The following is a 15,223-nucleotide window of genomic DNA, read 5'->3' as shown; positions in this document are numbered from 1 at the left end:
ATGCTGGCTAGACTCGTTTTTCGTTGCGCTCTTTCGACTCGCCTATTCCTTGGCCCGCGTTCACAGGAATCGCCTGAGGGTCCCGTGAGGGTCCCGACGCGAGTTCGTTGAGGCGTCGAAGCGCCTCTATTGTCTGTCGTTCGCCCATGACATGCGCGTAGACGTTGAGCACCGTCCTCGGGTCGTCACCGAGCCACTCCGCGACCTGGTTGACCGGGATGCCCGCGCGCAGCCACTCGGAGGCGCAGTAGTGGCGAAGCATATGCGGTCGTTTGCGCGGGGCGGTGACAGACCAGCGCGTGAAACGCCGGTAGAGGGTCGCGCGGAGCTGGCGCCCCGTGGGGCTCGCGAACAGGTAGCCGTCGACCCTCTTTCCGGCGGCCGACCCGAGCGCGATCTCCCGTGCCCTGTCGGTGAGCGGCACGGCCCGCTCGCCGTTACGTGTCTTGGGCGTCTTTTCGTCGTATCCCTCCGATTGGGCCCGTCGCACCCAGACGGCCGGGAAGGGCACGGCCTGAAGATCGCCGACCCGTAGCGCACGAGTCTCCGACCAACGCAGGCCGGTGAGTGAGGTCCATTCCGTGATCGTGGCGTAGTGCGGGGAGAAGGTGCGCTGTTCCGTGAGGGTCGCGGCCAGGCTTTCGGCCGTGAACCACTCGTCAGCCGGCTTCTGGCTCGCACCGGGCGGGAGCTTGACCCCCTGCACAGGATTCGTCGCGATGTACTTCTCGCGAACCGCGTGGGTGAACAAGGCGCTCAGCGAGGTGCGCGTCCTCGCGACCGTCGAACGCTCTTTGACCTTGAGTTGGTCGGTGAGAAACTCAAAAACGTCCCCCTGGCCGATCGAGCCGATGGGACGCGCTCGGAGTTGCGGGGGCAGCGCCGCGAGGTTGTCGCGGTCGGTGCGCTGCGAGTGCGGGGCGATCTGGGTCGTGCGTGCGTCCAGGAATTCGGCGATCACCTGGCCGAGCGGCACCTTCGCCTGCTGGGGCGGCAGAAACGTTCCGAGCTGGAGGGCGCGCATCTGCGCGCGTTCCCAGGTCTCGGCGTCGCCCTTGAACCGGAACGTCTGCTGGGCAACGATCACGCCGCCGCTCTTGATGCGCGCCTTCCACCGCACCGCACCCTCCGTGAGCGTGCGCCTCTCGATCACCGATTGCTCCCGGGGTGCGCCAGCGCGTCGATCGCGGCCGCGGGATAGAGACGTCGGCTGCCGGCCTCAACGGGCACGACCGGGGAGCGGCCCGTCTTCGCTAGTCGACCGAGCGTCGAAGGGTGCACCCGCAGTGCTTCTGCGGCCTCCGCCTCGGTGAAGAACAACCGCCCCGGCCGGGCGGACTCATCCACAGGGTGATTGTCCATGACTCGCATCTTCTCCCTACTCATCGCATGTACAAGCCGTTACGCGCGATTAAAGCACCAAACGCGTGTAATTGCAAGAGCATGCATGGAAGGCATTCGCCGATATCATCAGAGATGTGAAGGACTTGAACCCACCGTTTGCCAACCAGGGCAAGGACGGCCTGATTCGACCAGAAGACCTGCCCGGGGGGTGGCTTCTGCCCACGAGGTTCCCCGGAGAGCGCAGCACTGACGCCAGCGCACAGATAGACGCCAGCCTGGGATACGACGACTGGACCGGCGATGGCTCCGACCTTGGAGCGCGGCTCGGATCTGAGCAGAACGAGACCGTTGACGGCCGCTGGCGTTACCTCGAACACGTCGAGACCCACACGCGGGTCTTTGTCAGACTGCAACGCCAGATGTACGCCGTGCCAGAGGAGGTGCGCATCACCGGCGTGGTCTATCTGCCGTGGCGCCCAGGTGATCCCATCACCAGCAGGATGCTGCGCGAGCTGCCCACGGCGCAGATCGAGGCCGCGATCAACAAACGCCTGTTTGCCATGAAGCGCGCGCACACCATCACCGGGGGCAAGATCGTCCTGCCCAGCGGACGCAAGATCCCCGAGCGCGCCCTACTCAATCCCCTCGGAGGTACCGCCAAGCAAGATCCCGACTTCTACCAGCGAGTTGCTCTCCAGCACGGTCGCCTCACGCAACAGGGCGACAAGAACCCCAGCGCCACCATCGCGCAGATTAACGGTGTCGCCCTTTCCACCGCTCAGGGGTGGGTCGCCAAGGCTCGCGCCCGAGGGCTGCTGCCTGCGGGCCGCCGCGGGCGCGCCGGATAGCGACTTCGCGGGGCCAGCTCTGCCTGGCAGTGCATCGAGAGGCGCGTCCAAACGGAGGTCACCATCGAGGCAGTTCGGATTGAACCCATCTGTCGCGTATGACGTACCTGAGCGCGAATTCCCAACGGGACACCTATACGGACATCGTTTGATCTCGAGCGGGTCCGATGTCAATGACGACGGGGGAGTGTCCGTAGGGGGTCCGGCTTTCGGGAAGGCGTGGGCTCGCTCGTCTGAAGGCGAGTCTTGACGCGCGGCCGTCGGCTGCTCAAGCGGTCTCGATTGGTCGGCGGCAGCGGTGAGGGCAGGCGTGTCGTGGGGTTCGGGATCTGTTGAACCTGTCTGACAGTCCTAGCTGCTTGGCGTTGCCCCTCCGGCTATCGTTTGCCGAGCACGTACCGTTGGATGGCAATCACGGCGGCTCCGCGACACCATTCGGAGTCATCTCCTGGGGTCGTGACAATGTTCAAGGGTCTTGCCCGTGGATCCCGGTCGATGCTGATGCCCTCGTGGACGGCGTCGGTAGCTACGTCCACGAGCCGCACACCTTCGCCGCCAAGGATGATGCGCTGCGGGGAGGTGAGGTTGGCGACCGCGGCAAGGAGCCGGCCGAGCCCGCGCCCCGCGTCGTCAACGACCCGTCTTGCAAGCGGGTCTCCCAAGATCGCAAGGGAGAGTGCCTCGTCATAGTCCACGGTGCGCCCGAGCGCCAAAGAAACCGCCTGACTGATGGCGGAGAGAGTCAGTGTGCTCCGCGCGCAGCCGCGATGTCCGGCCGGGCAGAGCGGTCCGAATGGGTCCAGTGGCCAGTGCCCGACGAGCCCGAGCCCCGAGTCGGCGTCAACGACGATCTCGTCGTGGATCACGAGGCCGTAGCCGATGCCGACACCCAGAGTGATGACGGCGAATCGGTCGGCTCCGCGCCCGGCACCAAACCAGTGTTCCGATTCGGTGAAGGCCACTACGTCGTTGTCAATGACGACCGGGAGCCCAGTGAGTGCTTCGAGCATTCGTCCCAGGTCGATGTCGTTCCATCCGAGGAATGGCGCGCTCAGCACAACCGAATGATCTGCCACCAGGCCACCGATTCCCACCCCCATCGCAGTCACGGAGGGAACGAGTTCGCGGAGTTGCCTGGCCAGCTGCGCGATAACGGAGGCCACATCCGCTGGTTCACGAGAGGGAAGCGGAAGAGATCGGGAGTGGAGGATGTTCGCGCGCAGGTCGGTCACAACGGCGAGGACCGCGTCGCCGGTGAGCTTCATACCGAGGAAATGTTGCGAATTGGGCACGATGTCGAGCGGCCGCGTCGGTCGTCCGGCGCGCCCATCGGCGCGTTCCTCGACCTCGACCAGGAGGCCGCTGTCGATGAGGGGGGTGCTCAATCGGGTTAGCGAACCAGGCGAAAGATCGAGTTTCCGGGCGATGTCGCTTCGCGAGATGGGCCCATTTATGAGGACTTCCAGCGCTACCAGGCGCGACGCCCCCGTGTCCGGCGTCCAGGGCGGCGTGGAAATGACCATCGGCCTTCCTCTCGTCTCGACAGCCTCGAATTGGAAAAACGGGTTAGTTCCGTGGATAAACAATATATCGCCCTGAGGCGGGTTTTTGCCAACTATTGACACCCTATTACTTTTGCCGTAGAACTATTCACACTGCAGCAATTCTCACGGCGGTGAGACAACACCAGTGTCCGACAATGACGACAGGAGAATCGCAATGAAGCGTTTTAGCACGATCGGATCGGCGGTGGCAGTGGCAGCGGCCGTTGCCCTCGTTGCTGCCGGTTGCTCTTCGGGTTCGACCGGAGCAAGCACCGCGAGCAAGCCGGTCACGATCACGTTCTGGGGTGCCTACGGGAACGGCGGCAATTCCACCCAGCAGGATGCCCTCAACAAGGAGTTGATCCCGGCATTCGAGAAGGCAAACCCGGGAATCACCGTGAACTACGTCGACGTGGCGTACGACGCCCTGCTGCAGAAGCTCACGACGAGCGCCGCAGGCGACCAGCTACCCGACCTCGTACGAGCCGACTTGGGATGGGTCCCCCAGTTCGCCGACCTCGGGGCCCTGGTCCCGCTCAGCGCGAAAATGCCCGACTACACGGCGCTGTCGAAAGCGGTCTACCCAGGGTCCCTTGCGACCAACCTATACAAGGGCAAGTACTACGGGCTTCCTCTCGACACCAACACCCGGGTGCTTATCTCGAGCCAGAAGTCCCTGGACGCGGCGAAGATGACCGCCCCGCCGAAGACCTTCGCGGAGCTGAAGACCATGGCGTCTGCCCTCAAAGGCACCGGCCTTTCGGTGTTCGCCGACGGCGGCCTCGGCGCATGGAACATCTCCCCTTGGATCTGGTCCGGCGGCGGCGCAATCACCAACAGCAAGCAGACCAAGTCGACCGGGTACCTGAATGATTCGAAGAGCGTTGCTGCCGTGCAGATGCTCGTCGACCTGTACAAGGCGGGAGAGATCCCAAATCTGATCACCGGGAATCAGGGAGCGAAGTCGACCTCGGACGGTCTTCCGGGAGGCGTCTACGCGAACATTCTCGACGGACCATGGATGCAGGGAATCTGGACCGGCCAATATCCCGACTTCAAGCCCATCTACTCCCCGGTTCCGGCCGGCGACGGCGGGTCGGTCAGCGTGGTCGGCGGTGAGGACATCGTTCTCACGTCCTCGTCGAAGCACCAGGATGCTGCGATGAAGTTCATTCGCTTCACCCAGTCGGAGAAGTTTCAGATCGCGATGGTCAAGACCGGGCAGATGACTGTGGTGCCCGCCTTCGCCAGTCAGCAGGCGAGCATCGCGCCCTACTACGGCACCTTCGCGAACCAGCTCAAGACCGCGAAGTCGCGCCTCGCGATTCCGCAGGCATCCAAGGTGGACACGATCCTCTCGACGGATCTGACACCGGCGTTCACCGGAACGACCACAGTGAAGGATGCCCTCACCAAGGCCGCCGGTGAGATCGACGGTCTTCTGGCCGGCGGAAAGTAAGCAATTGCCACTGATCACCATGGACCCGTCCTCGGTGGGCAGCGCGACGGAGAACCTCTCCGTCGCGCTGCCGCGCGAGGCAGGTCCCACACCCCGCAGGCGCAGGCGCCCGCTGACCGCGATTCGGTTCCGCACCCTGGCGATCCCGTACCTCTTCCTCGCGCCGGGAGTGCTTCTCTTCGTCGCTGCGATCGTCTATCCGGCGCTCCAAGCCTTCCGGATGAGCTTCTTCGACTGGAAGATCGTCTCCGGCGCGGTCAGCGACTTCATCGGCCTCGACAATTACGCCAGAGCGTTCCAGGACGGCCACTTCTGGCTGAGCCTGTCGAACAGCGGAATCTACATGCTCGCCACCGTGCCCCCGCAGATCATCATCGGCCTGTTCATCGCGACACTTCTCAAGCGCAAAAGCCCCTCCCAGCCCCTCTTCCGTGTCCTGTTCTACCTCCCGGTGGTCACGAGCTGGGTGGTGGTCTCCCTCCTGTTCAAGTACCTGTTCGCCGACCAGGGACTTGTGAACTTCACCCTCCACGACTTCCTTCACCTCATGACCAGCGACGTCTCCTGGCTGTCGACCCGCGGAACGGCACTTGTCGCCATCTGTGCGCTGGGGATTTGGAAGGGCATCGGCTGGTCGATGATGATCTTCCTCGCCGCCCTGCAAGGCGTTCCCCAATCCTTGGAAGAGGCCGCGACGGTCGACGGAGCCAACAGCTGGCAACGGTTTCGCGCAGTGACCCTCCCCGCGATCTCCCCCGCGACAGTGTTCGTAACCGTCATGCTCGTCATCGGCGGATTCAACGTCTTCACCTCCGTCCTGCTCCTCACTGGCGGCGGACCAATCGGATCGACGGATGTCGTCCTCAGCTACATGTACACCCAGGCATTCACCTATCTGGACTTCGGGTACGGGTCGGCGATCGCCGTGATCCTGTCCGTGATCGTGTTCGCCCTGGCGATCCTGCAGCTTCGGCTGTTCCGTGAACAGGCGACAGGGGAGGAACTCGCATGACCGCGATCCGCACACAGACGACCCACGCACGATCCGGCACAGCTGCAGCACGCGGTGCCGCCACGACATTCCGCTACGTCGTTCTCATCGTCGGCGCTCTTGTCATGGTCACACCGTTCGTGTACATGGTCTCGACGAGCTTCAAGGCCCAGGCGTACGTGCTCACCTTCCCGCCACAGTTCATCCCGAACCCGGCGACGACGGCGAACTATTCCGAGGCGCTCACGAGCCAGAACTTCCTGCTCTACTTCGGCAATTCGCTCATCGTCGCCGTCACCGCGACGGCCTTCTCGGTGCTGATCAGCTCGATGATGGCCTTCGCGTTCGCCCGCTTCGCCTTCGTCGGGAAGGAACTCATCTTCCGCATCCTCCTGGCTGGGCTGGCGATTCCGGCCGTGATGCTCTTAATCCCCCAGTTCGTGCTTGCCAAGTATTGGAACCTGCTGGACTCCCTTCCGGGGCTCATCGTCTTCTATGTCGCCGGTTCGCTCGCGCTGAACACCTTCCTGCTGCGCGGATTCCTAGCCTCGATCCCCGGCGAGCTTGACCAGGCCATGCAGGTCGACGGAGCAAGCGCGTGGTCCCGGTACTGGCGCCTGGCCTTGCCCCTTGCCCGGCCCGCGATCGCGACTGCGACGATCTTCACTTTCCTCGCCTGTTGGGACGAATTCCCGCTCGCGCTCACGATGATCAACAGCCCGGAACGCCGGACGTTGCCGCTGGCGATCGCGGCATTCCACGGCGCGAATGCAACCCAATGGGGGCTCGTCTTCGCGGCATCGCTGATCGCCGTAATCCCGGTGATCATCGTCTTCCTCGTCTTCCAACGCCACTTCGTCCAGGGGCTCACCTCCGGGGCGGTGAAGGGATGAGTGCTGCAGAGCTGCTCCCCACGGGCGCTCGATTCGGAAGCGACGAGCCAGTCGAGATCGAGGTCCGCGGATCCACCAACCCCGGTCGAATCACGGTGTGGAGTCTCGGAGACCCCATTCACCACGCGGACTACAGTGGACTGGGCACCATCACCCTCCCCCTGCTTCCCCCTGGCGGGTACGGGGTGGAATTGCGGATCGGTGATCGTGTCGTGCGCACAGCCATCGAGGTCAGCGACGACGCACGAGCCCGGCTGCGGTATGGCTTCGTCGTCGACTACTCCCCGGGACGGGACGTGGCCGAGGTGAGCGATTTGGTCCGTCGCCTGCACCTCACGGGAGTGCAGTTCTACGACTGGGCCTACCGTCACGCCGACCTCCTCGGCGGGGGCGAGGACTACCGTGACGCTCTCGGGCAGCCCGTCTCGCTCGACACCGTGCGGCGTCTGGTTTCAGCAGTGCAGCGGGCAGGATCCCGGGCGCTCGGCTACGCGGCGGTCTACGCCGTCGGACCCGATGAATGGCCGCACTGGAAGCAGCACGCCCTGCTCACGGCACGCGGGGAACCGTACGGCCTCGGCGACTTCCTCTTCCTTCTGGACCCGGCGGCTGAGGAGTGGCTCGACAGTTTCACCGGCCAACTCCAGCAGGCGATAGCCGCGATCGGATTCGATGGCTTCCACCTCGACCAGTACGGCTATCCGAAACGGGCGCTGCGGGCGGACGGCGCCGCGGTCGACGTCGCCGAATCGTTTCAGGCCATGATCGGCTCCGTGCGCGCAGCCACTCCGGACGCCCACCTGGTCTTCAACAACGTCAACGACTTCCCCACCTGGGCGACGGCTCGCTCGCCACAGGACGCCGTGTACATCGAAGTGTGGCCTCCGCAGGTAACACTCGGCTCTCTCGCTGCGGTGGTGACTCGGGCACGAAGCATTTCGGCGGGCAAGCCCGTCGTCGTCGCGGCCTACCAGCATGTGTACGACACCGCGTCGGCGGCTGCTGCAGACCTCGCAACGTCATTCACTATGGCGACGCTCTTCTCGCACGGAGCAACGCAGTTGCTCGCAGGAGAGGCCGACCGCATTCTGGTCGACCCGTACTACGTGCGAAACCATGTCGTCGAGCCGTCAACCGCGACGATGCTCACCCGATGGTACGACTTCGTCGTGGAGCACGACGCACTTCTGCTCGCGCGGGGAATTATCGACGTGACCGGGGCTTATACCGGAAGTTACAACGACGACTGCGACGTGAGCTTCGTCGCGGCGCCCGTCTCGGAGACGGCAGACGCCAGGTCCGTCTGGAGACGGGTCACCCAGATCGGGGATCGGCTGGTCGTGCATCTGATCAACCTCGTCGGCCAAACCGATGCGCTGTGGGATTCGGCACGGAACACCCCGGTGAGCCCGGGCCCAGGCACGCTTCGCATTCGACTCCCCGGGCCTGACCTTCCCCGGGTACGGGTGGCCGACCCAGACACCAGTCCCCGCCTGATCGACGTTGCCGTCAGTCGCGAAGGCGACTACGCCATTGCCGAATTGCCGGCTCCGACGATCTGGCAACTCATCCTCATCGATCTGGTCGGTGAACCCGAAACGCCACTGACAGAAACGGGACGTCACCGATGACCGACGCAGCGACCCTCCTCGTGGAGACCACCCCAGAACAGACGGACGCATGGTGGAAATCTGCCGTGGTCTACCAGGTCTACCCGCGCAGCTTCGCCGACTCGAACGGCGATGGCATAGGCGATCTGCCGGGGATCCTCCACCATGTCGACTATCTCGATGAGCTGGGGATCGATGTCGTCTGGCTCTCGCCGATCTATGCCTCACCCCACGCCGACAACGGCTACGACATCAGCGACTACCAAGCGATCGACCCGAGCTATGGAACTCTCGACGACTTCGACCGACTGGTGGCCGAGCTTCACCGGCGAGGCATGAAGATCGTGATGGATCTCGTCGTGAACCACACCTCGGACGAGCATCCGTGGTTCATCGAATCGGCCAGCGGGCCGTCGAGCCCGAAGCGTGACTGGTACTGGTGGCGCGCCCCGCGTCCGGGGCAACTCGGAGGAGATCGAGGGGCCGAGCCCACCAACTGGGAGTCCTTCTTTTCCGGCCCCACGTGGGAGTTCGATAAGTCTTCCCGCGAGTACTACCTTCACCTCTTTGACCGCAAGCAGCCTGACCTCAACTGGGAGAACCCTGAGGTGCGCACGGCGATCTACTCGATGATGCGGTGGTGGTTGGATCGAGGAGTTGACGGATTCCGGATGGACGTCATCAACCTCATCTCGAAGGATCCGGCGTTGCCCGACGGGGAAGTGCAATCACCCAGCGGCCTCGGCAACGGCTTTCCACATTTCAGTTACGGGCCTCGCATCCATGAATTCCTGCACGAAATGCACGTCGAAGTGTTCGGCTCACGGGGCGGCGATTTCGTGACGGTCGGCGAGATGCCCGGAGCCACGGTAGAGCAGGCGCGGCTCTACACCGACCCGGTACGTCAGGAACTTGACATGGTGTTCCAATTCGAGCACGTCGGTATCGACCAGGGCGCGACCAAATGGCAGCACGTGCCGTTCGACCTCCTCACGCTCAAGCGCTCCTTCATGCGCTGGCAAGACGGTCTGGCGGAATCCGGCTGGAACAGTCTCTACTGGAACAATCACGATCAACCACGGATCGTCAGCCGCTTCGGCAACGACGGCCGGTACTGGTCGGAATCCGCTCGGCTCCTGGCCGCGGTGCTGCACCTTCAGCGAGGCACGCCGTTCGTGTACCAGGGTGAGGAGCTCGGCATGACAAACGTGCCCTTCGCCTCTCATGACGACCTTCGGGACATCGAGTCTCTCAACTACGTGTCGGAGGCCTTGCGAGATCCCGATGTCACTGCGGACTCGACGCTGGCGAACATCCGGCGCGTGGGGCGGGACAACGCCCGAACTCCGATGCAATGGTCCGCCGCGGACAACGCAGGATTCTCCACCGGCACACCGTGGATAGACACCAACGCGAACTACATCACGATCAACGCCGCCAGCCAGCGCGGCATAGCCGGGTCGGTGTTCGAGTTCTATCGTTCCCTCATCCAGCTTCGACACGACGAACCGGCCGTAGCCCATGGGGACTTCCGGATGCTCGCCCCGGATAATCCGAGCGTGTTCGCGTTCACGCGCACAGCCGGGACTACACAACTTCTCGTCATCGCCAACTTTGCGGACGCGCCCACCGATCTTGAGAACGTCGAGGAGATGGACCTCGAAAGCTGGTCCGGCTCGGAACTCCTGCTTGCCAATTACGCGCCGACGGCGGCCGACATGTTGCTTCGCCCGTGGGAAGTCCGGATCCTTCGGCGCTATTGCCTCTAGCGCTGGACGGACATTTCATCGGTGTACCTGCACATAGCGCGTCGGCTTGACCTTCCCGAGCGACACAGCCAAGGCGGTCCGCCGAAAGTGGAGCGGGTCCAAGGCTGTCGCGCTGGTGGTTCCCCATTTGCCTACTGGGTTCGTTCGCAGTCGTGGGCGATTAAAGAGCCATGGGATGAAACTATTCGAGCTTGTTGAGCGAGACGTGGCTGCTAGGTGTACTGCCCAGGCAGGTTGGTTGAGTGGATGTGACGACTCGCTGTAGTCGGTGAACGTGAGCGAGGACCTCCGGGAGTGAAAGTGGGAGCTGTCAAAGGCAAACCACAACACGATCCTGGAGGTCCTCGTGTCCCACGCTAATGCTGCTCTGACTCCGAAACACCGTTTGCGCATCGCGCGTCTGATCATCGACGACGGGTGGCCGGTCGTTCAGGCCGCCCGGCAGTTCAACGTGTCCTGGCCGACCGCGAAACGGTGGGCCGGCCGGTACGCGGCGATGGGCGTGGCGGGGATGGCCGACAGGTCGTCGCGCCCGCACCACAGCCCGAAGAAAACCCCGCAGAACCTGGTGCGGAAAGTCGTGCATCTGCGGTGGAAGAAACGGCTCGGACCGATCGCGATCGGCGCGAAGCTCGGCATGCCGGCATCGACCGTCCATGCCGTTCTGGTGCGCTGTCGACTCAACAAGCTTCACCACGTCGATGTCAGGACGGGTGAGGTCGTGCGTCGTTACGAACACGAGAAGCCGGGGGATCTGATCCACGTCGATGTGAAGAAACTCGGCAACATTCCCGGCGGCGGCGGCTGGCGTTATGTTGGACGCGCTCAAGGGCAGGCGAACCGAGTGGCAACCGCAACGACTAAGACCAGCCCCAGCGGACACCGGTTGATCGGCACAGCGTTCGTCCACACTGTCATCGACGATCACTCCCGCGTCGCCTACGCCGAGATCCACGACGACGAGACCGCTGCGACCGCCGTCGGCGTCCTGCTGCGCGCCGTGTCGTGGTTCGCCGTCCGCGGCGTCATCGTCGAGCGGGTGCTCTCCGACAACGGGCCCGCCTACAATTCCTACCTCTGGCGCGATACCTGCGCGGAGCTGGGCATCAAGGCAAAAAGGACCCGCCCCTATCGGCCGCAGACCAACGGGAAAATCGAGCGCTTCCACCGCACGCTCGCCAACGAGTGGGCATTCTCCCGCCACTACGCCAGCGAATCAGCGCGGAGAAACGCCCTTCCAGCCTGGCTCCATGAATACAATCACCACAGGCCCCACACCGCGACCGGAGCCAAGCCACCCATAAGCCGGTTAACCAACGTCCCTGGGCAGTACAGCTAGGCGGCCTGCGACAGCAGCACCCATTCAAGGTAGAAGGTGGATATTCCGGCGGTGACGAAGAGGATGGCGACGATCCAGTAGCGAACAATCAAGTTGATGTCGCTGAGATTGTCGCCTCGTCGCGCGGACAGCGTCGGCTCGGACCCGTTTGATACGGAGCCGATCACTCGTCGTAACACTGGCCAGAGTGCCAACGGCGCTGCGAGGAGGACGAGCAGCAGCTCGGTGTGGCTCAGCGCGGCCAACGCCGACAGGGTGCCGCCCACGGCGAAGGCGCCGTCGTGGCCGAAGTGGATTTGCGCGGGATGAGTGTTCCACCATAGAAAGCCGAGGAGCGCTCCGGCCATGCAGGCTGCAGTCGTCGCCAGATCGAGCGGATTCGCCACCGAATAGCACTCAGGCGCCGGGACGGCAGCAGCCGAGTTTGTCGAGGAGTGACAGATTTGATTGAACTGCCAGAAGCCGATGAGCACGTAGGACCCGATTGCGGCGACGGCTGCTCCAGGAATCAACCCGTCGACACGGGTCGCCGAACCGATGCCGATGGTCACCGCGGAGGTCAGCACCACAATCAATGCGACGGCCGCGATAAATGCCAGGACCGTTCCGGACCACAAGACAGGTCCGACGTCCCGGGTGAACGAGATCGAAGTGTGCGCCAAGGGGAGACCGCGTGCGTTCTTCATCGTCAGCATCGCGACGGCAAACACGAGAGCGGCGGCGGGGATGACGATCAGCGTGACCCATCGCCGAAGTCGCCGAGGACCGCTCGAGGGGTAGAGGTCGGTCCCTGAGGCTGCACCAATCCCACCGAACACGACCGCAAGGGCGAGTACTGCGAGTCCGGGCGTGGTTGGCGTACTCTGCGAAACGAGGTGGGCGGAGAAATAGGCGAGAACCGCCGAGATAACGACCAATGTGCCCCCGCTCTCGTGTAGCCATTTGCGGAAACCAGTCGTGGTCGGCCGTTGCCTGAGCGACTTGTGCACCTTGATTGCGAGGAAGCTCAAAACAAACGACACCGCGGTGGAAGCGACTCCGCCGATCATGATCGTGATCATCGGTACCGCCACCCAAGCGGGGCATACTTCGAAACTAGTTCCGTCGATACGGGCTGAATGCTCGATTCAGTTGTCATGCGACGCACTTGGGATCCTCTCGGGCGGCAACTACGCCGAACCAAACATGAGGCGTATTCCAATCATTATGTCGAGCAGATCCGGTACCGGAGCGTTGCCTCCCGGTTGTGAACGATTCTGAATAATGCCGTCGTGGCCACTCTGATCCAAGGGCGGCCATATGAAGTGTCGTCGTCGTTGCTCTCTCGGTCCTCGGTGGACACCTGGACTATCGAGACCAGACAACCCGACCGCACTGAAGCGACTTCAATCCCTACACAAGCCGAATGTGCCGCCCAGCCCTATGATCTGGTCATGGGGACGCTCGTAAACGCAGCGACGGTCGATGACGCAGCCGGAATCGCGCACGTCAATGTCGCATCCTGGCGCCAAGCCTATGCCCACCTTCTTTCGCCGGGCTTCCTCGCGCGCATTTCTGAGCAAGACATCGCCAATGGCTTTCGGCGCGCCCTAGAGCTTGGCCGCACCGTCTGGGTTGCCAGAGTCGACGATCAGATCGTCGGATTCGCTGTCGCACGCGAGCCGCGCGAAGAGAACCCTCCGCGCGACTTGGAACTTGGCCTGATCTACGTTCTGCCGGGGAATCACGGGAGCGGGTTGGCTCAGCCTCTCCTCGATGCAGCGATCGGCACCGCGCCGTGCATGCTCTGGGTTGCTTCCGACAATCCGCGGGCACACGCCTTCTATCGTCGCAACGGATTCAGCTTCGACGGAGCGACGAAGATCGAAGATCAATGGGAGAACATGCAAACGTCCCGAATGATCCGCTGAGGGTTCCTCGATTAAGATCGTCGAGGTGCAAGTCCGAGTTGACCGATTGTCTTCGCGTGGGGTGCAGCTATGAGATTGGTGACGGATGTCGAGTCTTTGTGCCATGGGCTAGTCGGTACCATGAGCCCATGGACGGCGAAACGGTACGACTCATCACCATAGCAGCTAGCGCAGTCGTCGCAGGCCTCGGCGGCGCCTGGATCGCCGGCAGTTTCAACCGCAGGAATTCAGAGGCAGCGATCGCTGCGGCTGAGCTCCAATGGGATCAGAGCCGAAATCTCGAACATCGTCAGTGGCTCCGAGAGCGCAAGCGAGAGGCCTACGCTGACTTCTTGGGCAAGGCGAGGGACATTGATCTGACGCTAAGCGAGCTCGACGCTGGACTAAGACGAGATGCCGGACTCATGGCCGATACGACGCGTGCGCTCACAACAGCGCATCTGCACCTATATGCCCCCGAAGACGTTCAGGCCATCGCGGCCGACGTGCTTCAAGCAATTCAACGAGCAGCTAGTGCCCTGCACAGGGAGCCAGAGGCAGGCCTCGGGACGGAATTCAAGAGCGCAAGCGGCAACCTCGTGGCAATGATTCACAAGCTGGAGCGCGCGATTCGTGCCGACCTGAGCACCGCGTAGCCACAACGGCCAGTTGGGCAGAAGCGGGCGTTGATGGTTGGGCAGAACTCTCGCCAAAGCAGACAAGAATGTCCTCGCGCTTGAGAGAGCGAATCCTCGAGGCGATAGAGGCCTACGGCCTCCTCGCAAATCATGAGCCCCTCCAATTCCGAAGTCCCAACGGCAACGACCGGAACCTGCCCGCCGCGGCTCGACTTCCATCTGTTCCTCCCCCTACGATTACCCGCTATTGAATGGACGTATGCTACCATCGTTAGTTGCTAATACATGAGCAAGAACGCGAGGTATGGGCATGAGAGGCGGCGTGATCCTGTTCCGGGGTTCGGGTGCGGACGCCCGCCGTTATCTGGAATCCGATCGCTCCCGGGCTGATGAGTACTACCTGGAGGGCGGGGTCGCTCTGGCGGAGTTCTCCGTGGTCGACTGCTGCGGTGTCGTGATTGGTGAGGGCGCGCTGACGCCGGAAGAGTACGGCCTATGGGTCGATTGGATCAACCCGTTCACGGACGAGTCGATTGGGACTCCGCGACAAGCGGGCGAGGACCGGCACGGGTCGCCACGGTTTGCCGAGATGGTAGTCAACGCGCCGAAGTCGCTGTCTATCGCGGCCGCGCTGCATTCGGATGTGTCGGAGGCGTTGGATGTGGCGCAGAGGGACGCGATGAGCGAGGTCCGGCGCTGGCTCGGCCAGCACTCAGTCACCCGGGTCGGGCCGCGCGGTCGGCAGGAAGTTGTCCCGGTCGAAAAGCTGGAGACAGTGTCGGTCGTCCATAAGACCTCGCGGGCAGGGGATCCGCACCGGCACATCCACTTTCAGGTCGGGACGAGGGTGTGGGCGGCCGGCGCCTGGCGGGGGTTGGACACCGCGGCGCTGTTCAAGC

The 15,223-nt window shown here is 63.3% G+C and carries 14 protein-coding genes; 10 read left to right on the top strand and 4 right to left on the bottom strand.

What is annotated here, in order from left to right; all coding sequences use genetic code 11:
- Positions 1-7 precede the first annotated feature (7 nt).
- Both ACHZD8_RS11800 and ACHZD8_RS11795 read right to left on the bottom strand, forming a co-directional pair.
- Positions 8-1,153, bottom strand: coding sequence for a tyrosine-type recombinase/integrase (locus ACHZD8_RS11800; RefSeq protein ID WP_394770622.1), 1,146 nt, complete (start codon positions 1,151-1,153; stop codon positions 8-10).
- A complete protein-coding gene (locus ACHZD8_RS11795; protein ID WP_394770621.1) occupies positions 1,150-1,362 on the bottom strand; it encodes a helix-turn-helix domain-containing protein in 213 nt (70 codons plus the stop codon). The genes ACHZD8_RS11800 and ACHZD8_RS11795 overlap by 4 nt, the downstream gene beginning before the upstream one ends.
- A 116-nt stretch (positions 1,363-1,478) precedes the next feature.
- Between ACHZD8_RS11795 and ACHZD8_RS11790 the strand changes: the two genes are divergently transcribed.
- A complete protein-coding gene (locus tag ACHZD8_RS11790; protein WP_394770620.1) occupies positions 1,479-2,192 on the top strand; it encodes a hypothetical protein in 714 nt (237 codons plus the stop codon).
- A 377-nt stretch (positions 2,193-2,569) separates the two neighbouring features.
- On the opposite strand, the gene ACHZD8_RS11785 is transcribed toward ACHZD8_RS11790, so the two are convergent.
- Positions 2,570-3,715: an ROK family protein gene (locus ACHZD8_RS11785; RefSeq protein ID WP_394770619.1), complete on the bottom strand. Its 1,146-nt coding sequence runs from the start codon at positions 3,713-3,715 to the stop codon at positions 2,570-2,572.
- A gap of 196 nt (positions 3,716-3,911) precedes the next feature.
- On the opposite strand from ACHZD8_RS11785, the gene ACHZD8_RS11780 reads away from it, so the two are divergent.
- The 6 genes from ACHZD8_RS11780 (at position 3,912) to ACHZD8_RS11755 (ending at position 11,797) form a co-directional block, all read left to right on the top strand.
- A complete protein-coding gene (locus ACHZD8_RS11780; RefSeq protein WP_394770618.1) occupies positions 3,912-5,195 on the top strand; it encodes an extracellular solute-binding protein in 1,284 nt (427 codons plus the stop codon).
- A gap of 4 nt (positions 5,196-5,199) precedes the next feature.
- Positions 5,200-6,207 carry a carbohydrate ABC transporter permease gene (locus tag ACHZD8_RS11775; protein ID WP_394770617.1) on the top strand — a complete coding sequence of 336 codons (1,008 nt, stop codon included), beginning with the start codon at positions 5,200-5,202 and terminating at the stop codon, positions 6,205-6,207.
- On the top strand, positions 6,204-7,079 hold the full coding sequence (locus ACHZD8_RS11770; RefSeq protein WP_394770616.1) for a carbohydrate ABC transporter permease: 876 nt from the start codon (positions 6,204-6,206) through the stop codon (positions 7,077-7,079). Before ACHZD8_RS11775 ends, ACHZD8_RS11770 begins: the two co-directional genes overlap by 4 nt.
- Complete coding sequence (locus tag ACHZD8_RS11765; protein WP_394770615.1) at positions 7,076-8,710, top strand: glycoside hydrolase family 66 protein; 1,635 nt, start codon at positions 7,076-7,078, stop codon at positions 8,708-8,710. The genes ACHZD8_RS11770 and ACHZD8_RS11765 overlap by 4 nt, the downstream gene beginning before the upstream one ends.
- Positions 8,707-10,458 carry an alpha-glucosidase gene (locus tag ACHZD8_RS11760; RefSeq protein WP_394770614.1) on the top strand — a complete coding sequence of 584 codons (1,752 nt, stop codon included), beginning with the start codon at positions 8,707-8,709 and terminating at the stop codon, positions 10,456-10,458. Before ACHZD8_RS11765 ends, ACHZD8_RS11760 begins: the two co-directional genes overlap by 4 nt.
- Before the next feature lie 346 nt (positions 10,459-10,804).
- Positions 10,805-11,797, top strand: coding sequence for an IS481 family transposase (locus ACHZD8_RS11755; protein WP_394770613.1), 993 nt, complete (start codon positions 10,805-10,807; stop codon positions 11,795-11,797).
- Here the strand turns inward: ACHZD8_RS11755 and ACHZD8_RS11750 are convergent.
- Positions 11,794-12,858, bottom strand: a complete 1,065-nt coding sequence (locus ACHZD8_RS11750; RefSeq protein WP_394770612.1) for a hypothetical protein — start codon at positions 12,856-12,858, stop codon at positions 11,794-11,796. The two genes, ACHZD8_RS11755 and ACHZD8_RS11750, sit on opposite strands and share 4 nt — an antisense overlap.
- A 210-nt stretch (positions 12,859-13,068) precedes the next feature.
- Between ACHZD8_RS11750 and ACHZD8_RS11745 the strand changes: the two genes are divergently transcribed.
- The 3 genes from ACHZD8_RS11745 to ACHZD8_RS11735 all read left to right on the top strand — a co-directional run.
- Entirely contained in the window at positions 13,069-13,707 is a 639-nt protein-coding gene (locus ACHZD8_RS11745) for a GNAT family N-acetyltransferase (protein ID WP_394770611.1), read from the top strand.
- 128 nt (positions 13,708-13,835) lie between these two features.
- Entirely contained in the window at positions 13,836-14,342 is a 507-nt protein-coding gene (locus ACHZD8_RS11740) for a hypothetical protein (RefSeq protein WP_394770610.1), read from the top strand.
- A gap of 292 nt (positions 14,343-14,634) precedes the next feature.
- On the top strand, positions 14,635-15,223 hold a 589-nt coding region (locus ACHZD8_RS11735; RefSeq protein WP_394770609.1), incomplete at its 3' end, for a relaxase domain-containing protein.

Origin of the sequence: Lacisediminihabitans sp. (assembly GCF_043726815.1) — a bacterium.
Lineage (GTDB): Bacteria > Actinomycetota > Actinomycetes > Actinomycetales > Microbacteriaceae > Lacisediminihabitans.
This window is presented reverse-complemented; position numbering and strand designations above follow the sequence as displayed.

Excerpts from the sequence above, each read along its gene's own strand:
- ACHZD8_RS11795 (WP_394770621.1), bottom strand. The coding sequence starts at position 1,362 with ATGGACAATCACCCTGTGGATGAGTCCGCCCGGCCGGGGCGGTTGTTC.
- ACHZD8_RS11785 (WP_394770619.1), bottom strand. The coding sequence starts at position 3,715 with ATGGTCATTTCCACGCCGCCCTGGACGCCGGACACGGGGGCGTCGCGC.
- ACHZD8_RS11780 (WP_394770618.1), top strand. The coding sequence starts at position 3,912 with ATGAAGCGTTTTAGCACGATCGGATCGGCGGTGGCAGTGGCAGCGGCC.
- ACHZD8_RS11770 (WP_394770616.1), top strand. The coding sequence starts at position 6,204 with ATGACCGCGATCCGCACACAGACGACCCACGCACGATCCGGCACAGCT.
- ACHZD8_RS11765 (WP_394770615.1), top strand. The coding sequence starts at position 7,076 with ATGAGTGCTGCAGAGCTGCTCCCCACGGGCGCTCGATTCGGAAGCGAC.
- ACHZD8_RS11760 (WP_394770614.1), top strand. The coding sequence starts at position 8,707 with ATGACCGACGCAGCGACCCTCCTCGTGGAGACCACCCCAGAACAGACG.
- ACHZD8_RS11750 (WP_394770612.1), bottom strand. The coding sequence starts at position 12,858 with ATGATCACGATCATGATCGGCGGAGTCGCTTCCACCGCGGTGTCGTTT.
- ACHZD8_RS11740 (WP_394770610.1), top strand. The coding sequence starts at position 13,836 with ATGGACGGCGAAACGGTACGACTCATCACCATAGCAGCTAGCGCAGTC.